Genomic DNA, 19,641 nt, shown 5'->3' with positions numbered 1-19,641 from the left:
TCAGATGAAGTGCCCGGTCGGCACCTTGGCGGCCGCCGCGACGCACGCGGTGTGGTGCGGATGGATGCCGTCGGTCGTGTAGTGGTCACCGATCCGCATCACAGCGCCCGACACGGTGGTGTTGACGTTCCCCGACATCACGACGGTGGTGCCGTTTGTCACCGACTTGATGTAGCCGGCGAACAGTGCGCCTGACGCACCCGCGCCGACGATGGTGACCTGGCGGCCGACGTCAGCGGACGTGAACCCGCCAGTGGCTGAAGTGACGGTCGCCGATGCCGCGGTGGTGGCGGCATCGGAGACGTTGCGCGCGTTGAGCGGCGCCTTCCAGATGTTCGAGTTCAGCGCCGTCTCAACCGGGGTGACCTGATCGAAAGTCCCGTACAGCAGGTGGTTTCCGAACGCTGGGGTGACCTCGGTGTTGCCGTCGAAGAACGCACACCGGTCGGCCACCCCGATGTTGGATCCGGTGGCGACTGCGACGCCGGCCACCATCGGGGCGCCGTCGCGGATCCAGTCGTTGTAGTCGTTGCGCTTCGTCGGGTTCTGCGTCGCCGTCTGGCTAGCCGTGGTGTACCAGCCGTCGGTGCTGGTCGACCGCGGGAACGCGCAGTTGGCGAAGACTCGCTTACCGCGCAGCGAGTTCTCCCGCCACATGGTGATCATGTCGGCCTGGATCTGGGCCAGCGTGCGCGACCCCGAGATGTCGTTGCCGGGGTACTCGGTCAGGACGGTTTGGGCGTACTGGGCAAGGTTGCCGCGCCGGATGCGGTTCGAGAGGTAGTTCTCGACCTTGTCCGACGGTGCAGCCATGTTGATCATGCCGACGCCGCCGTCGATGCACGCCCGGCCGAGCCAGCCGTGCTGGCCGTGCTTCTCGTTGGTGGTGTGGACGCCGGCGCCCAGGCCGTTGCCGATCCCGTCGCTTGAGCCGTAACCGATGGAGTCGCCGAACACTGCCAGCGACGGGCTCAGTGAACGTCCAATGATCAGGTGCGGTGCGGCGATGGCGGTGAAGAACGTGGCGTCGGCGATTGCCGCTGCGCCGGCCGCGGTCAGGTCGGTGGCACCGGCAGTCCAGCCACCCATGCCCGCGACGTAGGCGATGCGCGGCGGGTAGTAGGTGCCCGACACGATGCGCGTGCGGACGTAGAAGAATTCGCCCGCCGCCAGCAGCACGGTGGCCGGGTCACAGAAGACCGTTGCGCCTGCGCTGATGGTGACCTGACGGACGCCGTTGAACATCAGCGGCCGAATGACACCGCCGACTTCGATTGACATGGAGATCACGACATCGCCGGCACCGTCCGTCTCGACGGCGGTGGCGTTCAACGGTCGCCAGTTGCAGAATCCGAACTGCAGATCGGTGCAGGCAACCGTCGCCTGGAACGGCGCGCGGCCGGTCCCGGCGGTCGAGGACGCGACGAGGTCGATACCGACGCCGGTGCCGACCGCCACCGCGACCGGTCCGGACGGTGCCGACGACGAATCGCCGGACCCCGCCACCGCCAGCACGGCGTCCTGGAAGTCGGAGATCGTGGCCGCCTCCTGCGTGCCAGTGTGATTGGCGCGATTGAGCAGGGTGGCGTCGGCGCTGTTCGCCGTCGCGCCGAGCGCGACGCTGCCGAGCTTCGTGTCGTCCAACGCGGTGAAGACGTGGTTGGTGGTGCCGTCGACGATGGTGTCGGCAGACTGAGTGCCGGTGTGGGTGGCCCTGTCGCGGAGCTGCGCGTCGGTGGCGTTGGCCGTTGCCCCTGCGGCGACAGCGGCCAGCTTGGTCTTCTCGGTCGCGGTGTACGCCTTATTCGTCGTCCCGTCGGTGACCGTGTCCGCGGACTGTGTGCCGGTGTGCGTCGACCGATCCCGCAGCGCGGCGTCGGTCGAGTTGACCGTGGCCGCAGTCGAGATGGTGATCGTGTCCGCGCCGTCATTGACGACGACGCTGATGTTGCCGACGCCGACCATCGCGATGCCGATCGCGTCGCGCACCGCCTCAGCGTCGAGGCCGGCACCGGCACCCGGCGCGGCCACCGTGAGGCTGTTGGCGGCGTCGTCGTAGGTCAGGGTGACGTTGGTGCCCTGCGCCAGGAACGCCCCGACGGCGTCCTGTATCGCCTCGGTGAGATCGGAGATCGTCGCCGAGGTCTGCTGCCCAGTGTGGTTGGCGCGGTTCTGCGCCGTCGCCGCATCGACGGCGCCGATCGCCGTGCGAGCGGCTGCGGTGTTCGCGGCCTTTACGAGCGCCTTACCGATCGCAGTGGCATCGGTGATGTCGTCCACAACGATCGGACCCACGTCGACGCCCTCGTTGATGGCCGTCGCGACGGCGTTGATCCACGAGGCGGGGACCGTGGAATCTTCTTCGGCGACACCTGGTCCCGCATTCTGGAAGTCGTTTTTGAGCGTCATGTCGGGGTCAGATCCTTTCGACAGTGATTCGCCGCGGATCCGCGGGAACCAGGACAGGGAGTAGGCGTGCGGGGACCGTGACTCGTCGGCGACTGGCGGGGACGACGAGCCGGTCGAGGCGGGCGGGAACGGTCACCGTTTGCGCCTCGGCCGCGGGGCCGGTCAGCGCGAACGGCAGTGTGTACGGCAGCATTTAGCCGCCGACCACCTGTAGAAGCGCCGAGTAATCGTCGGTCCTGCCACCGGCGGTGACGACGCGCCAGGTGATCAGGTAGTTGTGGTTCTCGGTGCCGGCCGACAGCCATACGGTGGTGGTGGTGTCGGTGAACGATGAGTCGTCGACCGTGATGGACGTATCACCGGTCGGTCCCTCGATGGTGACGGTGGCGCTCGAGATGGTGTCGCCGTCGAGCCATTCGGACCAGTCGAAGACGTAATCCAGTACGGCGTCGGGGTCTTTCCGAACGATCTGGTAATTCATCAGCCTGCGTCTCCCTCGCTCATCTATGGCTGCCGCACCGTGAACGACACCATGCCGTTGCCGCCCTTGCCGCCGCTGCTGTACGGCGCGCTACCCGAGCCACCCGCGCCCGGCGAGCCGCCGTTGCTGGTGCCGCCCTGGTAGACCTTGCCCTGATACTCGAAGTTGCCGGGCCCAGCGCCGTTGTCGCCGGTCTCCCAAACCCCGCCAGGCGCAGTCAGCGTCGGCACGCCGGTCTGTGTCGAGGTGGCCGCGTCGCCTTCGCCGGGTGCGCCGCCGGTGGTGCCCTGGCCGCCGTTGCCGCCCGCCGGGATGTGCGCGTTGAGGGTCGCGGTGCCCATCGGGATGTCGACGCCGTAGACGAGGGTGTCGGCCGCCCAGTGCCCGGGCCGACCACCCAGCCCCGGGAACCAAGTCAGCGCGCCGTAACCGCCCGTGCCGGAACCGATAGCGACGCGGTCGATCAGGTTGCCCTGCTTCCGGAACTCGGGCGGGATCGTGTAGACCACATCGCCCGGCGCGATGAACGCGGTGGTGCGCGGCGCGTAGTACGGAGCCGGGACGTCGCCGGTGATGATGCCGATACCGAACCACGGCTGAGATCCCAGCGTGTACGCCGTACTCGCGTAGCTGAGGTTGCCGACACCGGTGCGCACCGACTGCGGCCGCTTCGGGTGAATCGACGGGTGCGCCGGCTGGTTGTTCGGGATGCCCGCAATGGAATGGGTGCCGGACCCGACGACGCGCCACGCGATGCCGAGCAGAGTGCCCGACGCCACGTCGATACGGTCGAGGGCTGCCGCGATGTTGTAGGTCAGGTAACGCCACGTCCCGTCGACCAGCGGCGCCAAGTTGGGCGAGGTGTGGATGTGCTCCCAGATGTTCGTCGCCGGGTTCCCTCGGTACACGTCGATGCGGAGGTCGCTGACGATGTCCTTGCCGAACCAGGAGATGAACCCCTTCTTCGCGACCTCAGCGAACCGCTTGTACGCCACGGGGACCGACGCCGATGACGCTGAGATCACTGCCGCTGGCGTCGACCCCACCCACAGGTTCTCCAGGGTGAAGTTGGCTTCCTCGGTCTCGTCGACGCCTTCCATCAGCGACTTGTTGTTGCGCAACTGGGTGATCGCGTAGGTCCACTCACCGAGCTGCATCGACGTGTCAGCCAGGAGGGCGGTGTCGCCGGCCGCGTTACCCACGTCGCCGGCGCCGCCACCCGATGTGGAGTTCTGCCGGAAACCGCCGAGAAGCTGGTCGATCAGACCCTGGTGGTTATCCTCGTTGCCCTTGAATCGGGTACCGAGGCCGGTGACCCACGCGCGGAAGGCGTCGACGGGTTCGCTGATCGGGACGATGGGGAATCCCCGTGTGACGTCGAGAATTTGGTTCACCGTCGAGCCGACGATACCGAGGCCACTCAGCGCGTTCGCCGCGTCCGACGAGCCCTGCCCGGCCAGATCATGAAGCCACTCGAGCTCGTCGGACAGGTCGAAGATGCGGTCGAGCAGACTGCCGTCGGGGGACACTCCCAGCGACGCGAGCAGTTGATCAACCATCGACTCGATGTAGTTCTCGACGCTGCCGAGGCCCAGGCGGGCCGCGGCGTCCTCGAGCAACTCGGCAGGGTTGAGCCGCCCGGTGATGAACTCGTTGATCGCGTGTTGGACGTCGAAGTTGGGGTCAGTGAGGTCGACCGGCAGGAACAGTCCGAGGTGGGCGAAGAACCGCTCGACCGGCGTGCCGGTGCCGGGCGCGGCGCCCAGTGCCGCGGGCAGTGCGAACGGCAGCGACGAACCGCCACCGCCACCCGAGACCGGGGTGCCCTGCACCAGCTTGTTGAGTAAGGAGAGCAGTTCGCCGGCCAGCGGCAGGTCGTCGAGCAGTGCGACGATGGCGCCCTGGATGCTGGTCGCGCCACCCAGGTCGAAAAAATCTGCGATCCCGTCGAGCCCACCCGTGATGCCGGTGATCGCGTCGACGATGGCGCGGATCGGGGCGAAGATCTGCTGAATCGTCAGCAGGACTTCATCCTCGCCCTCGTAGGTGCCCAGGATGGCCTGCAGCAGCTCGAACAGCTCACCGATGACGGGTAGGTCTTCGATGAAGTCGAGTAGCAGCGGCGGCAGATCCTCGGGGCCCTGGATGTCGGCCGGGTCGGCGTTGGCGATGAGCGAGTTGACCTCGGCCCAGATGCGGGTCAGGATACCGAACGGCGTCAGATCCGACACCGGGCTCAGGCCCGTTGAGCCGTCCATGATCGACGGGAAGCGTTCAACCGCACGGGTCTTCATCGCGTTGCCCGACATATCCTGCAGCTTCGATGCCAGGGTGTCGACAGTCAGGGCGCCGACGGGCAGGTTCGGGACGCCGCCCGGTGTTGTCACCTCTTGACCGCCCGGGCGGCCGACCCGATGCGCTTCGGGCACTTCGGCGCCTCAGCGGTGCGCGCCTCGATCGGTTCGATCTCGGTGGGCTCAGGCTGCGGCGGCAGTTTGATCGACTCCTGCCGCATACCATCGGTGATCCACGCAGGCGCGTGCACGGCCTCGGGGTCGACGTGCTCGGTCTGCCGGATGCCGAGTGCGACGAGTTGGGCGGCAAGGTCGCCGACGACGGGCTGCAGAAGGTGTAGCGGCATCTCGGTTGCGGTCAGTAGTGCCGACGCCAGCGCGCCGCCGATGGCCTTGGTCTGCCCGTCGATGTCGTCGGCGGCCGGCACCTTCTTCGGCAGGACGCTCGACTCGATGACTTTGTCTGCCAGTGCTTTCGCTGACTCGGGCGTCAGGCGGGGTTCGTCGCTCACCACAATCCGATCTGCTGAAGTCCAGTCATGGCCTGCGCCACCATTCCGGCCATCTTGTCCAGGGCGTCCTTCTCGATGCGGGTGTCGCCGAACTCGGCCTTGGGCACCAGACCCTGGCCCTGCCCCCAGTCCAGATCGAGTGCGCGGCAGCGGCGAACGAACACCCGCGGCATCAGGTATCGCGACGTGCCGCCGACGCGGTCACCGAGCCACCAGTGGCCGTGGCCGTTGTCGCCGATCAGCCACGGGCTGGCCTGCGCCACCTCGAGCGTGAAGGCCGTGTCGGGGTCGGTCTCGCGGCGGCGGCGGCGCAGGTCCATGAAGCTGGCTGCGGTGAATGCCTGTGTGATGTTGGTGCTGGTGGTTTCCAGGTAGTGACCCCAGCCCTGCCGAGATGCCCGTAGCAGCAGCGGCACGCTGACGTTGGCGAGGATGGAGTCGCGGTAGATCGGGTTGAGGAAACTGTCCAGCGCGCCGCCCAGCGAGCCGACGGTGACGTTGACGCCGGCGAACGCGCTGATCACCACGGACAGGTTGTCTCCCAGCACATCTCCGCCGTAGTTCACGGCCGCCGAGATCAGCTCGTTCACACCGGGCATCGACTGGCCACCCACGGTGATGCGGCAGGCGCCACCCGCGCCGCGGGAGAACTCGCTGGTCTGGATGCCGGTGATGTCGCCGTCGCGGTAGACCACGTATGGGTGCGCCGGCAGGGTGCCGAGGAACCCGGGCAGCCGGTAGCCGGTCTCGTCGATCGTCTCGCCGGTGAACAGGTCGTAGCTGTCCTCCACGTGATTCGACAGCACGTTCGCGATCGTGCGGGTGAACCCGGTGAACAGGTTGCCGCCGATCGAGGTGCCCTGCCGGAACCCCGACTTGTCGGCGATCCGCACCATCAGGGTGCCGTTGCGCCAGTTGGTCCCGGCGCCCGGCCACGGCTCAGGGTCGCCGGTCAGCCAGCGCCGGAGGTCCCACTGCAGCTCGGCGTCCTCGAGGATCGGTGCCGCGACGTCGAAGATCGACGTGCGGATGCTGCCGACCACCAGCGACAGCGGCGCCACCGAGTCGCCGAACTTCCGAGGGACGATGACGATTTGCGACTGTTGCCAGAACCCGAGCAGCGCGTCGACGACACCGCCGATGGTCCAGTTGTCGGGGTCGAGCAGCTCGAGCAGTGAGCCGATGTCGATGTTGGTGAGCTGCAGCCGCAGCAGGTTCGCGGCCATCGTCAGCAGGATGCCGTGGTCGGCCTGGGCGAGCAGCATCCACGCCTTTGGCTGCTGGATCAGGCTCAGTGGCAGGAACGGATTACCCGCTGTGTGAACGAACTTCAGCTCCTCGATGTCGTCGAGGAAGTCGATGACCACCTCATCGCCTTCGGGTCCGCGGTGGACGGTGACACCGTTCTTCGGCTTCATCCGGCCGCCGATGCGGGTGCCCATCGTCTCGACGATGACGTGGATGTTGCTGGTGCCGCGTGCCTCTTCGTCGAGCGCCCAGAACGCCGCCCACGTGCGGCGCCGGTCGTCCAGGTCGATGGGCAGCCGGATCTTGATGATGCCGGTCTCGTTGACGATCTGGCCGACGTGGCCAGCGATCTCGCCGTAGACGGTGCCGCGGTAGTTCCAGTCGCCGTCGTAGAGCTTGATGATGGGCCGGTCATAGGCGCGTTCGATGCGGTACTCGCGCAGCTCGCGCGCCCACGCGGTGAAGTCGTCGTGGTCGGTGCCGACGAACGGCTCGGCGTAGGTCGCGGTCATGCCTCGAGCCCGCTCTCCGCCGACCAGAATCGGCGCTGCCGCAGTGTGGCTTTCACCCCGGCGGGCCCCTGGCAAATGACCGGCATCAGCACCGGGTCGTCCTCGGTGCCGGTGTACGGCGGCACCGAGTAGACAGGCTCGACGCCGTTGAACAGGCCGGCCGCATTCGACAGGTCAGCGTTGACGTAGGTGTCCATGAACGGGTCGGACATCACCGACAGCAGTTGCGTGAGCTGCGGGGTGACGATCATGCGGGCCGCGTCCGCGCCAACAGGCCGGTTCCACCTCCGCTCCCGCCCGAACGCGAAGTCGGGGAACTGCCACCTCTTCGCCGGGTCGAATGCCCACTCCGGCCACAGCTCCTGGTCGGTGGGGTTCCACACCTCGAACCAGCCCGTGTTGGGCGCGTAGTCGATGGTGATCTTCTTCCCGAGGCCGGTGAGGTTGGTGGCCGACCCGGTGAGCACGCCGTTGGTGCCGACGTCGAACACCACCAGAAACGAGGCGGGTGTCCCGGTGACGGCGACCTTCCCGGGGCCGACCGACGACAGCGCCTCGAGCGCCACCTGAACCGTCGCGGCGTTCGAGTTGTACGGCAGGCCAGCGGTGATGTTGACCGCCTTGCCGCCGCCGGTGAGGTTGGTCGCCGACCCGGACAGTGCGTCGGACGTGGCGAAGACCATCAGGTAGTTGCCGGCCGTGCCGCCCACGCTGACGTTGTCCACGCCCACCGTCGACAGCGCCTCCAAGGCGGCCTCCACCACCGAGGGCGCGGCGTTGTACGGGATCGCGGTCGTGGGCTGGCCGCCGAACGTGAGCGTGAACGTGCCGCCCGTGCCGACGATGCCGACCGAGAACACGTCGGTGGTCTGCCCGCCGAACGTCAGGCTGTATGTGCCGCCGGCCGCGACGATCGCCATCGTGAATCGGTCGTCAGGGTTGACCCACTCCGCGACGTCCTCGGCGCCCTCGTACATCGGGTTGACGCCGATCGCCGTGACGACCGCGTGGTAGGCGTCGTCGATGTCGGCGTCGAAGCCGTCCTCGGTGGTGTACAGGATTTCCTTCGCCAGCTTCAGGATCAGCGTCCGGGGTCCGGACGGGCCGTCGTAGATCCAGCGGACCTTCCGCAGGTGATACGGAGTGCCCCACAGCCGCTGGAACCGGCGCCGAGACTCCGGCGTCAGGTGGAACGGCAGCGTCATCTCCCGGATCGGCACCTCTTCGCCGACGATCCGGCCGCCCGGCTCGAACGCCCCGGACTGCGTCCGAATCGTGAACCTGGTGTCGTACAGGCCATCCGGTTCGGTGTCCAAGATGATGTCGTCGAGCAGAAACTCCTCGTTGGGCGCTGACACCACCACCGAATCGGCCACCTCGCCGCCCTCGAGTGATTCGAGGGTGATCGTTGCGACAGCCATCTAAAACCTGCTCGTCTTGGACAATGCCTTCTCGTTCTCGATGCGCCGCGCCTTGATGAACGCGTCCTCGACGGTGGCGGTGCGAATGTTGTAGACCGGGCCGGGCGCCTGGTTCGCGCGGGTGCCGTGGACGTTGGAGTCCATCGGCGCCCCGGTGGCCGACGACGTCGCGGTCAGCGGCGCAGCGCCGGCGAACATGTTCCCGCCGTCGAAGAGGCTGCCGTCGCTCTTGCCGCTGAGCTGACCGTTGGGCAGGCGATCATCGCCGCCGATCTTGAACCCGCTGAGGAGCTTCGAAGCAGCCTGCAGGAACGGCGGGGAGTCGCCGACGCCGAACACGTCGAGCGCCGAACCGATCTGGCCGCCGGCGAACTCGCCAATGGCCGAACCGAATCCGGAGAACGTCGACGGCAGGCTCAGCCCGCTGCCGCTGGTCCCGCTCTTACTGCTGGTGCTGCTGCTGTCCTTTTTGGCCGGGCTGAAGCTGCCCTGCATCGCCTCGTTGAGGTCTTCCTGCACCCACTGGGCGTCCTCTTTGGCGCGCTCGGCTTCCAGTCGAGAACGGTCGGCCTGCTTCTGCGCGCGATCGACCTCCGAGTTGGCCTTGTCCAGATCCTCACCTTGGGCGATCCGCTGAACCTCGGTCATCTGCGCGATGCGGTCGCGTTCCTTAAGTGCGTCGGCCAGGGCGGTGTCGGCGTCGGTGACAGCAGTCTCGGTGTCAGCGATGCGCTGCTTGTTGTCCTCGACGCTGCGCTGTGCCTGCGAGATCCGGCGCGGGTCGGTCTCGTAGTAGCCAGGTTCGCCGTACTCGTTGTAGCCGGGCGTGCCGATGCCAGGCTTGTACCCAGCGCCGTAGGCGTTTGTGAGGTCCGGCGATCCGGGTCCGGTGATGGTGGGGGCGGTGGTGGTGTTCGACGAGAGCGCCACGTTGCCGGCGCCAGCGAGTCGGTTGTAGGTTTCGAGCGCCTGGTCCCGCTGGCGGTTCTTCAGGTATTCGCCCGTGCCGTCGCTGTAGCCGTCGTCGGCGACGTCGGCCGGAATCTGCACGTCCTCCACTGCGTGCCGCCACGGGTTCGGGTCTTTGAGTCCCTGTCCCCGCTTCTCAAACTCAGACATGAAGCCCTTGATCGCGTTCGCCGGGTCGCGGGGATCGCCGTACTGGCGGTAGGACATGTCCTGTTGGAAGACACCGGTAATTCCGGCGGTGCCGTTCTGATTCTGAACAGCGTTCGTCCGTGGGTTCGTGCCGTACCCGGTCTCCTGGTTGGCGATGCCGAGCGCGGCGAGGATCTGCTCCTGGCTCCACCCACGCCTCTGGCCCTCCGCGATGATGCCCGCTGCGACGGCGTCGCCCTTCGCGCCGGCGGGCAGTCCGGCTGTCGGCGTCGAGGTGGGTGCCGGTGCGGGTGCGGCGCCGCCGCCCCAGTCCGCGGCGATGTGAACATGGTCGCCGTGGTACCCGGCCTGCTCCATCGTGTAGACGTTGCCGAATGCGCCAGTGCCTCTGCCGTCCTTCACGTTTCCTGTGAAGCCCGGCTGATCGTGGATCAGCTCGAGCAAGTTTGGGCCGAAGGTCTTGCTCATGTAGTCGGCAAAGGCGCGCATCTCGGGGGTTTTGTCGGTGCCGGGCTTGCCGATGTCCAGGGCCTTGCCCTGTCCGTGATAGCCCCGGGCGCCGGGGCGGTCCTCTGAGGTGACTTGCAGTCCGAACCGCTCGGCGATCTGCTTGACCTGAGCTTCGGATGGGGGCCCGCCTGAACCAGGGGGTAGAGGTATCTCGTTCGACTTCAGCGTGATGCCGCCGCTGCCGTCTGGGCCTGGAATGACGGTGCCCGACGGTGCGGCCGGTGTGCCACCACCAGGCGATGCGCTGTAGCCGGGACCGCCGGGGATCGCGAACGGGTCGCTGCCCGGCTCGAGGATTGGAGTCGGGCCGGGCTTACCGGTAGCCATATCCTTGAACCACGGCGGCAACGTCGACGGCAGCCTGTCGATTGACGTGTGCAGGTTGTCGAACGCCTCGGTCGTCCGACCAATACCGCCCTTGGCGCCATCGGCAGCATCTTCGGTATCCCTGAGGCCGTCGCGGGTGCGGCGCAGCGACTCGATCAGGCTGTCATCCTTCGACGCCTCGACCATGCCGTCGGCCAGCGCGGTCAGTCCCTCGCCGAAACCGAACGCCGCGTCGGCATCCTTGCGGAACTGCTCGGCCTTCTCGTCGTCACCGGTGATGGTGGCGATGCCCTCGCCGAGGCGCATCACCAGGCCGTAGGTGTCGCCAAGCGCCTGCCCGAACAGTCCGATCGCGCCGACGATCGCGCCGAACGATGCGAGCATGGCCTGCGACAGCCTGACACCGACCTCACCCATCGTGAAGAACGCGTCGGTGATCTCATCCTTGTGCGTCGTGACACCGGTCGCGAGAGTCTCCAGCGACGGCCCGAACGCGGCGGCCAGCGAGTCCTGCACGCCTTCCATCGCGATGTCGATGTTGCGCTGCGCCGACTCGAACGATCCGGCGACGTTGTCGCCCATCGTGTCTGACGCCGTGCGCGCGGCGCCGTCGATCTGGCCAAGGGCGTCCACCGCGGCCGACGGGTCCCACTGGGCGAACGATCCGACGAAGTCGCCGGCGGTGTCGCCCAGTAGCGCCAGTGCGGCCTGGTTGCGGTCGACGGGATCCTCGATTGCGCGGATCTTGTCGAAGACCGTGTCGAACGCTTCGAACGCCTCGGGCCCGCCGGCTTTGAACTTGTCGTACATCGCCGCACCGTTGAGGCCGATGGCGTCGAGAATCTCGACCATCTTCGGGCCTTCTTCGGTGATGCGGCGCCCGAACTCGCGCAACGCATCTGCGCTGCGGTCGGTAACGTCTACACCGTTGTCCTGCGCCTGCTTGATCAGCGCGAGGGACTGCTGGGCGGTCAGCCCGGCGTTCTTCCACCCCGACGAGTACTCGCCGATGGAGTCGAGCCAGTCGGCGCCCAGGTCGCCGGTGACCTGATAGCCCTTGGCGATGATGTCGAACGCCTGCTCGGCGCTGTCCGCCATGCCGCTGCGGAACAGGATGGATGCCGACTTCGCGACCTCTTCGGTTTCCGCTCCGACGAGCTGACCGATGGCCAGCAGCCGCTCGGACACCTGCTGCAGCGCAGGATCGAAGGCGTTGGCGACCAGGCCGCCCTGGATGGCGAGCTGCGACGCGCGCATGGCTTCGTCGCGGCTCTCGCCGAAGTTGTTGGCGTAGACCTTCCCAGATGTGCGGGCGATGTTGGCGATCTCGGCATCGCTGGCGCCCAGACGCGCCTGCACGAGGTCGCGCCCTGGTTCGCGGTCGATGCCCGCCTTGATGTTCGTCCACAGCAGGCCGCCCATCGCGACGCCGGCCGCCGCGATCGCGATACCGATGGGGCCGCCGCGGGTGGCCAGCCCCATCAGCGCCGAGGAACCAGAGAACCCCTGCGCGAACGATGCCGCCGCGCCCGAACCTGCCGACGCCGCACCAGCGGCGCTACCCTTCAGTCCCGCAAGAAATCCCGAGGATGCTTCAGCGCCTGAGGACTTCGCGTCCTCGGCGGCGCGCTTGTAGTCCCGCAGCGCGTCGGTGGCGGTCTTGATGGCACGGGCCTCGTCGCGGGCGGCCTTCTCCTTGGCCGCGACTGCCGCCTCGTACCGCTTGCCCTCGGTGACGCCCTTCTGAACCAGCTCGTTGTAACCGGCCTGGGCGACCTTCAGCTTGCCGGTCGCGTCGGCGGCCTTGTCGGCGAGTTTGGCGTGGTTGTCGAACGCCTTCTTGACGTCGGCCTCGGACGCCTTCACGCCGTCGGCGACAGCGGCGCCGAACTCCTTGCCGCTGCGCTTCCCTGCGGCCTTGAGCGTGCCGCCGAGTTGCCGGTCGATCGTCGCCGACACCCCGTCGAGGGTGGGGATGATCTGGAGTGGCGCGTAGCCGATCGGTGTCGTCACGCCAGATCACTCCAATCCATATGTGCGCTTTTTCTTTTGGAAGACGGTTCGCAACTTCTCGACCCTTGCCTGCTTCTTGGCGGTGCGCGCCTTCGCCTGAATCTCGGCGCGCACCGGGTGGTCTTTCTTCGCCCACAGCGCCCAGAGATCCGCGACCCGGTGCTCGAGGTTCGACCACGGCGCCTGGCCGCCGTTGAGCGCCCGCACCGTGGCCGACTCCACGGGCAGTTGCCGAACGAGCAGACCCAGCCGGCGGGCCGACAGGGTGCCGCGGTAGAAGTCGAGCAGGTCGAGGCGGTAGAACCGGAGCAGGTCAGCCTCTATCGCGTCACCAAACTCATCGAGCAGGTGACAGAGGCTTAGGAGTTTCCCGCGGCGGCGTCGACCTTCTTGGCGATCTCGTCGAGGTCACCACTGGTCGCGCCGGCTTCCACCAGGCGCGCCCACTGCTCCTCGCCGATCATCGCCTTTGTGCCGCCGTAGTTGTCGCCCACGCGGTACCGGTCGATCGCCGCCAGGGGCAGCTTCCCGCCGACCGGGATACGCAGCTTGACCCCGCACTGCTCGAGCTTGACGAACCCATCCTCGGCCTCGGCTTCGCGTGCCTCGACCGAGGATGGGGTCTTCTTGGTCGGTTTCCGTGCGGTCACGAGACGACGACGGTCCCGCCGGTGCCGGTGGCGGTCGTCGGGGTGATGGGACCGGTGAAGGTGACCACGAGCGGGCCGCCATCCGGTCCTTCGACGGTGGCGCCTGGCGCGGGCAACGCCTGCACGCTGGCCAGTGCCCGCAGCGCGGACTGCAGCGCGGCAGCGGTCTTCGGCACGATCGACGACGTCGTGTTGGCGCCCGCCGTGAACGTGTACGCAGTCACGCCGCCGGGGATGGTGACCGTCTTGGCGACGTCATCGGCGGTGGCGTCGACCACCTCGAAGATGTCGCCGCTGGCGTCGGTGGTGTGGTGCACGGTGATCTCGCCCCAGGAGAGCTCACCGTCAATGATGCCGCCGTGTGCGCTGAGCTCGGCCAGTGCCGGTGTCAGTGCGACCCACACGGTCGAGCGGTCCTCGTCGACGAACCGGTACAGCACGTAGATCTGGACGTCCTTCGGGGCGCCGATCTTGTTCGGTGCCGACCCGGGCAGCACGACCTTCTTGGTGACCGAGTTGGTCTCCAGGGCGGTGAAGCCGGTGTTGAGCTTGCCCTTCTTGGCCTTGACGCGGAACCGCGGCCGGCCGAACGCGTCGTACTCGCGCACCTCGATGGTCGGCTCGAGCGGGATGCCCTTCTCGGCGTCGATGAGGCCGGTGAACTCCCAGCCCAGTGCGGCGAGGTCGGAGGTCGGCGAGTCGGGGATCATGTCCGCGATGGCGTCGACGTCGGACTTCAGCGCCAGCCACACCTCGGCCTCGTCGGGGATCAGGGTCAGATCGGGGTTTTCGACTGCGGGCATTGCGAGTTCCCTCCTTCAAGGGCGTTGCGGTTGCCCTTGCGGGCTGAAAGAACCTCACCCAGGCCGGGTGAGGCGGATCGTGCGCGAGAGGCGCGTTACTGCGGTACTGCGGTGCGGGCGCGGGCTCGCACGGTGAACGACGCGAGGTCGGCTCGGGTCTTGGCGTCGCGGGCCTCGAGGATGCCGCTGCCGGGCTTGATCGCCGCGATGCCGGGGATGCGTTGGGTCAGCAGCCGGGTGATCGCCTTGTGCACATAGGCGCGGTTGCGTCCCGATGTCCACGAGGTGACGCGGATCGTCGGCGACGTAGCGACCGGCCACATGCCCCAGGGGTCGCCGTCGTCGGCGACCACCAGCACGGGATTGGATCCCAGCGCCCAGTTGGCCGGCAGCTCGAGCGCCACGGTCAGGGTCGGGAATGGCGTTGCCAGGTCGGCCTTCAGCCAGTCCTTGATTCGCCGAGCGACGTCGGTGGGTTCGCGGTCGGTCACTTCGGCCGCACTTCCAGCCCGGCTGCGGCGGCGGCGCGGGTGAGCACGCCGTCACGGGCCTGCTGTTCGGCGGGCACGCTCACCGACGCTGCAGCGCGGTCGGTGGTGTAGAGCGAGACCTTGGCGTCGGGGCCGGCGTTCTTGGCGACCTCCTGGGCCAGGTTCGCGATAGCGGCGGCGGCGGTGCGCTTGAGCACCTCGGCGCCGCCCTTGCGGTTCAGCTTGAACGTCATCCCTGCCCCCGGTTGCACAGCACCTCGACGACGCCGCGGCCCGAGACGTTCCAGTCGTTGACGACGATGCTGAACCGCTGCTCGCGCACCGTCAGCTCGTCGGTGTTCTTGATGTCGGTCCCCAGTGGCAGATAGACCGTGTACGCGGTGCTCTCGCCGTCACGGCCGCGCTCGACGAACTCCGATCCGCCGCCGGGCGCGATCACGATGGGGGTCAACGGGTCATCTGTCGCGGGTGTGAGTTCGCTGTTCTCGTCCCGGCCGCCGCCGCGGTGCCGGATGACCTGCTCGGTCACGCCGGCGACTCCAGGCGGAACGACTCGAGCAGCGACCGCTCGACGGCGCTGAACGCGGACCCTGTGGCCATCTCCTCGACCGGCCACTGCACGGGGCCGACGACGTTGGGCCGTCCCCCGCCGGCGGCGAATGACGTCCGGTCGATCCATGACAGCAGCGCCGCGTCGAAGTCTGGCGCATCGTCGAACCCGTGGGTGAAGCTCACCGTGATGTTGGCGATGCCGCGGCACCACCGGCCACCAGCGGCCTTGTAGAGACAGCCCGCCGCGTCGCCGGATTCGACCACGTCGGCGGTGATGTCGACGCCGTTCTCGATGACCGAGGTGAGCGTGACGAGGCGAAGGGTCGGCAGCCGCAGCAGCCGCCCTCCGTCCCCGTCACGCTTCACGACGTCGGACTGCACCGGAGCGACATGCCAGCCACAGAACCGCCGCGCCGTCGCCAGGCTGGCGGACAGGAGACGCTCAGCGGCGTCCCCCGTTACCCGGTCTGACGTGTACGACGCGACGTCGGTGGCTGTGACTGGCATTGCCGCTACTTGGCCTTCGCCGCCGGTGTCTTCTGCACGTTCGTCGCCGACACCTCGTCGGCGGCGATGTCGGTCGGCGTCTCCGGTGCCGCGATCGGCTTCGGAGGCGTCGGCGCACCCGTCGCGGCGGCGAACTCTTCCGCGTCGGGCACCTGTGAACCGCCCTTCAGACCACGCTCCTTCGCGTCGTCCTCGGACAGCTGCACGGTGTACTTGCCCGAGGGCCCGTTGACCTCGTATTCCTTCAGTGCCATGTCGAACTCCTTTGCAGGGGTGTGGGGTTGGATGGACTACGCGGTCAGGGTGACCTTGCAGACACCGAGCGGCTGACGGACGGCGAGCGCCCGACGCACCTCGGCGCGGACCACGACGAGGTTCGACGTGAAGTCGCTCGCGTGGCTGTTGGTCGACTCGACGCGGACGCCCGAGCCGGCCTTGCCGTAGACGGTCGCGGCCGAGGCGAATGCCCCCACCGCCACCGTTCCCTGTGCGATCGCCGGGGTCACGACGGTGCGCAGACCCCACAGCGGGGGCTTCTCCATGACCCCACCGACGCCGTACTGGCCCTGGAAGAATCCGCCGCCGTAGTACTGGCCGTTGCCGTCGCGGCGCAGCCTGAACACCTGGTAGTCCGACGGGTGGATGATGATGCCGTCCGCGGGCAGTCCGCTATTGGTCTCGATCTTCGTCGCTGCGCGGAAGATCGCCTGCTCCCAGTCCTGCGGGGTGGTGGCGAACGACGCCGACACCTCGGTCTGGATGCCCGAGCGGTTCAGCAGGCCGAGGACGTTGGCGCCGGTGCCGGATCCGTTGAGCAACTGCTGCTCGACCCGGTACTGGAGCTGGTACATCAGCCGGTTGTCGATCTCGGAGCGCAGGAAGTCTGCGTCCTCGATGAACTCGTCGGTCATGCGGATCCAGCCGGCGATCTTCTTCAGCGTGTCCGTGACGCTGGTCGGATCGGCGAAGTGGATCTGCGGCTTGACCGCGCCCTCGGCGACAGCGGCGAAGTCGCCCTCCATCGCGCCCTCGACGAGGTAGCTGATCGCGTTGCCGCTGATCGTGCCCTGACCCAGCAGGTCGGCCACCGTGAGGCGGATGCGCAGCGCGCTGACGATGGTGCGGTCGAACTCGGTCAGGAACGGCGTGAGCCCAGACCCGGTCGGAACCACCTGCGTGTCGGTGGCCGCCTTGGCTGCCACGAACTCCGGTACGCCGATCACCGCGCCGTTGACGCCCTTGGCGTTGACCAGGCCGGTGTGCCCGTGCTTGATGAAGTGCTCGCCGAGCGACTTGGCCGAGTTCTCGAGGCTGGCGCCGTCGCCCCCGCGCGGGGTCTCCGGTGCGCTCACAGCCATCGCGTCGAGCTGGCCGAAGATCGAGGCCGACTTGGCGGATGCGACGAGCGCCTCTTGGATGCTCTTGACCTCGGTCAGCTTCTCGCCGATCTCGGTGCGCTCGTCGTCGGTCAGGTCGCGCTTGTCGGCGCGGGCCTTCTCGGCGAGGGCCTTGGCCTCGGTGATCAGTTGGTCGCGCCGTTCCTGTGTCGGCGCTGCCGCGGGTGCGGTCATATCGTGCACTCACTTTCTGTGATGTGGATTTCGGACAGCGCCAGGAGGACGGACGGACTCGGCGTGGCCGTATCCGACTGCGGCGGAGCGCTCTTCTGCTCGGTCGCATCGGGCGGCGGTTCCTTACCGCTGGTCTGTTCCTGGTCTTCTTCGTCTGCCTCGCCGGCGGCGGGCAGCACACTCTTGAGCGCGGTCACGACCTCTTCGGCCTGGGCCAGCGCGCCGCGCAGCGCGGTCTCGTTCTTCGCCGACAGCGTGCGGCCGGCCTTGGACGCCAGGGCCGACACCACCGACTTGACCGCGACCACTTCGGCTTCCTGGTTGGCCGCGATCGGCACGACGCTGACCTCGAACAGGTCCAGCGCGCGGATCTCGTAGAAGGCGTCCTCGTAGCTCTTGCCGTCGCCCTCGGGCATCACGTAGGCGCCGTCGGCGACGCGGTAGGTGATCGACATCTGGTTGACGCGACCGGACTTCAGCAGCCGGTAGGTCTGTGCGGACTTGGGCGAGTCCATGTCGAGGTAGGCGTGGACCTTCAGCCCCTTCTCGTCCTGCTCGGCCTCGACGTAGCCGAGGTTGTAGTCGGGGTCGGCGGTGTTGTGGCCCCACAGCAGCGGGATGGGCACGCCCTTGCGCTGCCAGGCGGCGAGGGTGTCGGTGAACGCGCCCTTCATCATCACGTCGCCGACGAGATCCTTGTTGCCGAAAACCGAGGCGTAGGCGATGAACTCGCCCTCTGCCAGGCCGTCGGTCTTGAATTTGACGTCGAACGACTTCGCGCCGACCTCGGGGTGCGCACCGAGCCGCGCCTCGAGCTTTTCAGAGCTGGACGTGGACACGTCGGCCGTTGCGGTGGCTGGTGCCATGACTCTTTTCTCCCTCGGTCGGTTCGCCGGGTTCGTTCTCGGGCGTGCCCGGCTCAGCCGGGACGGGGTTCTGGTCGCCGTTCTGGGTCAGGTTCATCGGCATGATCAGTTCATCGGTGCCGTCCATGTGCGGCAGGTTCATCCGCGACCGTGCTTCGGCGCGGCTCATGTACGGACCCCCGGCCGCCTTTAGCAGCAGATCCCCCTGCTCCTCGAAGCTGCCGGCCAACTTGGACTCCAGGTTGAACTCGACGTAGCGGCGGCGACTTCCGTCGACGCGCGGGACCAGCTTGCGGTTGATCCGCTGCTGCATCCGCTCGATCTCGGGGCCGAGGGTGTCGCCGTAGAGCGACTTGCGGAACTCGCGGACGTTCGAGTAGTTCGCGTTGTCGAGGATGCCGACCATCGTCGGGTTGATGTAGTAGACCTGCGCGCAGGTCTCCAGCGACAGTTTCGACGCCTCGATGAACTGCTCATCCTTGGCAGAGAAGCGGTTCTGCTTGAGCTCCATGCCGTCCTCGAGCAGCGGTGTGCCGCCGGCCTTCGGCGCCCGGTCGCCGGCGTAGTTCTCCTGCCAGGACTTGATGAATCGCGACCGCGGGCTGTTCTCGCCCTCGTTCCACTTCGGCGCGTCGACCGGGCGGTAGAGATAGGTGCCGACGCGGCCGCCGTTCTGCCACATCTGGTCGCGGAACACCGCGGCGTGGATCTGCTCTGCCAGGATCGCCTTGAGCGCGTACACCGCTGACATGCCGGTTTTCGGGTCGACCGGGTTCCAGCCGTGAAACACCAGCATGTCCTTGGCGGGGATCTCCACCCATCCCTGCGGCGCCTTCGCCCCCGGGATCGCCACCTTGTACGCCTGCACGTTGAACGCCGTGGCGCCGATCGTGCCGATGACCCAGGACGTCGGGATGTGGCGGATCACCCAGCGGCCCGGGGCGGCCGGGTCTGCGCCGACGTACCAGTAGGTCTCGTCGTAGAGCATGCGCGAGGCCACCGTCGCCTCGATCAGCTCGAAGGTGGTCGTCTCATCGTTCGGCTCGGCGAGCAGGTCGACGAGCGGGCCCGTGCGGACACGGTTACGGCCATCATCGTCATCGCGCTCGAACACGTGCAGGCCGAGCTGGGCGATGTTGCGCGCCACGAACCCCACCACCGTGCGAAGGTGCGGCTGCTCGCGCCACAGTTCTTCGACCGGCTTCGACAGGATGCTCGAGGTCAGGTACTCGCTGAGCGACATGCCGGCCGGGATGAGGTCGTAGGTCGGACCAGGTCCGGTGAACCACGTCGAGTGAGACTCGGGTGGCGTCTCGGGCTTGAAGCCCAGCCATGAAGCTAAGCCCACGCCGGAC

18 protein-coding genes are annotated in these 19,641 nt (G+C 67.6%); all 18 read right to left on the bottom strand.

Annotation, left to right across the window (positions count from 1 at the left end):
• Window positions 1–2,409, bottom strand: a complete 2,409-nt coding sequence (locus tag ACPCHZ_RS28340) for a hypothetical protein (RefSeq protein WP_423487800.1) — start codon at window positions 2,407–2,409, stop codon at window positions 1–3.
• Window positions 2,410–2,602: 193 nt separating this feature from the next.
• The gene (locus ACPCHZ_RS28335; RefSeq protein WP_423487799.1) at window positions 2,603–2,890 is read right to left on the bottom strand and encodes a hypothetical protein; all 288 of its coding nucleotides are present in this window, start codon (window positions 2,888–2,890) and stop codon (window positions 2,603–2,605) included.
• A 23-nt stretch (window positions 2,891–2,913) separates the two neighbouring features.
• A complete protein-coding gene (locus ACPCHZ_RS28330; protein ID WP_423487798.1) occupies window positions 2,914–5,277 on the bottom strand; it encodes a hypothetical protein in 2,364 nt (787 codons plus the stop codon).
• The gene (locus ACPCHZ_RS28325; RefSeq protein ID WP_423487797.1) at window positions 5,274–5,696 is read right to left on the bottom strand and encodes a hypothetical protein; all 423 of its coding nucleotides are present in this window, start codon (window positions 5,694–5,696) and stop codon (window positions 5,274–5,276) included. Before ACPCHZ_RS28325 ends, ACPCHZ_RS28330 begins: the two co-directional genes overlap by 4 nt.
• Window positions 5,693–7,456, bottom strand: a complete 1,764-nt coding sequence (locus tag ACPCHZ_RS28320; protein ID WP_423487796.1) for a hypothetical protein — start codon at window positions 7,454–7,456, stop codon at window positions 5,693–5,695. Before ACPCHZ_RS28320 ends, ACPCHZ_RS28325 begins: the two co-directional genes overlap by 4 nt.
• A complete protein-coding gene (locus tag ACPCHZ_RS28315) occupies window positions 7,453–8,877 on the bottom strand; it encodes a hypothetical protein (RefSeq protein WP_423487795.1) in 1,425 nt (474 codons plus the stop codon). The genes ACPCHZ_RS28320 and ACPCHZ_RS28315 overlap by 4 nt, the downstream gene beginning before the upstream one ends.
• Window positions 8,878–12,846: a phage tail tape measure protein gene (locus ACPCHZ_RS28310; protein WP_423487794.1), complete on the bottom strand. Its 3,969-nt coding sequence runs from the start codon at window positions 12,844–12,846 to the stop codon at window positions 8,878–8,880.
• A gap of 6 nt (window positions 12,847–12,852) precedes the next feature.
• The gene (locus tag ACPCHZ_RS28305; protein ID WP_423487793.1) at window positions 12,853–13,068 is read right to left on the bottom strand and encodes a hypothetical protein; all 216 of its coding nucleotides are present in this window, start codon (window positions 13,066–13,068) and stop codon (window positions 12,853–12,855) included.
• Window positions 13,069–13,205: 137 nt separating this feature from the next.
• Window positions 13,206–13,496 carry an adenylosuccinate synthase gene (locus ACPCHZ_RS28300; protein ID WP_423487792.1) on the bottom strand — a complete coding sequence of 97 codons (291 nt, stop codon included), beginning with the start codon at window positions 13,494–13,496 and terminating at the stop codon, window positions 13,206–13,208.
• On the bottom strand, window positions 13,493–14,299 hold the full coding sequence (locus ACPCHZ_RS28295) for a hypothetical protein (protein ID WP_423487791.1): 807 nt from the start codon (window positions 14,297–14,299) through the stop codon (window positions 13,493–13,495). Before ACPCHZ_RS28295 ends, ACPCHZ_RS28300 begins: the two co-directional genes overlap by 4 nt.
• Before the next feature lie 95 nt (window positions 14,300–14,394).
• The gene (locus ACPCHZ_RS28290; RefSeq protein WP_423487790.1) at window positions 14,395–14,790 is read right to left on the bottom strand and encodes a hypothetical protein; all 396 of its coding nucleotides are present in this window, start codon (window positions 14,788–14,790) and stop codon (window positions 14,395–14,397) included.
• The gene (locus tag ACPCHZ_RS28285; RefSeq protein ID WP_423487789.1) at window positions 14,787–15,023 is read right to left on the bottom strand and encodes a hypothetical protein; all 237 of its coding nucleotides are present in this window, start codon (window positions 15,021–15,023) and stop codon (window positions 14,787–14,789) included. The genes ACPCHZ_RS28290 and ACPCHZ_RS28285 overlap by 4 nt, the downstream gene beginning before the upstream one ends.
• Complete coding sequence (locus ACPCHZ_RS28280) at window positions 15,020–15,319, bottom strand: hypothetical protein (RefSeq protein ID WP_423487788.1); 300 nt, start codon at window positions 15,317–15,319, stop codon at window positions 15,020–15,022. The genes ACPCHZ_RS28285 and ACPCHZ_RS28280 overlap by 4 nt, the downstream gene beginning before the upstream one ends.
• A complete protein-coding gene (locus ACPCHZ_RS28275; protein WP_423487787.1) occupies window positions 15,316–15,849 on the bottom strand; it encodes a hypothetical protein in 534 nt (177 codons plus the stop codon). The genes ACPCHZ_RS28280 and ACPCHZ_RS28275 overlap by 4 nt, the downstream gene beginning before the upstream one ends.
• Before the next feature lie 5 nt (window positions 15,850–15,854).
• Complete coding sequence (locus ACPCHZ_RS28270) at window positions 15,855–16,103, bottom strand: hypothetical protein (protein ID WP_423487786.1); 249 nt, start codon at window positions 16,101–16,103, stop codon at window positions 15,855–15,857.
• A gap of 36 nt (window positions 16,104–16,139) precedes the next feature.
• Entirely contained in the window at window positions 16,140–17,420 is a 1,281-nt protein-coding gene (locus ACPCHZ_RS28265) for a phage major capsid protein (protein WP_423487785.1), read from the bottom strand.
• On the bottom strand, window positions 17,417–18,286 hold the full coding sequence (locus ACPCHZ_RS28260; RefSeq protein ID WP_423487784.1) for an HK97 family phage prohead protease: 870 nt from the start codon (window positions 18,284–18,286) through the stop codon (window positions 17,417–17,419). Before ACPCHZ_RS28260 ends, ACPCHZ_RS28265 begins: the two co-directional genes overlap by 4 nt.
• Window positions 18,240–19,634: a phage portal protein gene (locus ACPCHZ_RS28255; RefSeq protein ID WP_423487783.1), complete on the bottom strand. Its 1,395-nt coding sequence runs from the start codon at window positions 19,632–19,634 to the stop codon at window positions 18,240–18,242. Before ACPCHZ_RS28255 ends, ACPCHZ_RS28260 begins: the two co-directional genes overlap by 47 nt.
• Window positions 19,635–19,641 lie beyond the last annotated feature (7 nt).

This window comes from Mycobacterium sp. NPDC050041 (assembly GCF_049541695.1).
GTDB lineage: Bacteria > Actinomycetota > Actinomycetes > Mycobacteriales > Mycobacteriaceae > Mycobacterium.
The sequence above is the reverse complement of the archived record's forward strand: the minus strand, read 5'-3'. Positions and strand labels throughout refer to the sequence as shown.

Bases quoted from the DNA above. Each gene is read 5' to 3' on its own strand.
- ACPCHZ_RS28340 (WP_423487800.1), bottom strand. From the start codon at position 2,409: ATGACGCTCAAAAACGACTTCCAGAATGCGGGACCAGGTGTCGCCGAA.
- ACPCHZ_RS28335 (WP_423487799.1), bottom strand. From the start codon at position 2,890: ATGAATTACCAGATCGTTCGGAAAGACCCCGACGCCGTACTGGATTAC.
- ACPCHZ_RS28320 (WP_423487796.1), bottom strand. From the start codon at position 7,456: ATGACCGCGACCTACGCCGAGCCGTTCGTCGGCACCGACCACGACGAC.
- ACPCHZ_RS28315 (WP_423487795.1), bottom strand. From the start codon at position 8,877: ATGGCTGTCGCAACGATCACCCTCGAATCACTCGAGGGCGGCGAGGTG.
- ACPCHZ_RS28295 (WP_423487791.1), bottom strand. From the start codon at position 14,299: ATGCCCGCAGTCGAAAACCCCGATCTGACCCTGATCCCCGACGAGGCC.
- ACPCHZ_RS28285 (WP_423487789.1), bottom strand. From the start codon at position 15,023: ATGACGTTCAAGCTGAACCGCAAGGGCGGCGCCGAGGTGCTCAAGCGC.
- ACPCHZ_RS28275 (WP_423487787.1), bottom strand. From the start codon at position 15,849: ATGCCAGTCACAGCCACCGACGTCGCGTCGTACACGTCAGACCGGGTA.
- ACPCHZ_RS28270 (WP_423487786.1), bottom strand. From the start codon at position 16,103: ATGGCACTGAAGGAATACGAGGTCAACGGGCCCTCGGGCAAGTACACC.
- ACPCHZ_RS28265 (WP_423487785.1), bottom strand. From the start codon at position 17,420: ATGACCGCACCCGCGGCAGCGCCGACACAGGAACGGCGCGACCAACTG.
- ACPCHZ_RS28260 (WP_423487784.1), bottom strand. From the start codon at position 18,286: ATGGCACCAGCCACCGCAACGGCCGACGTGTCCACGTCCAGCTCTGAA.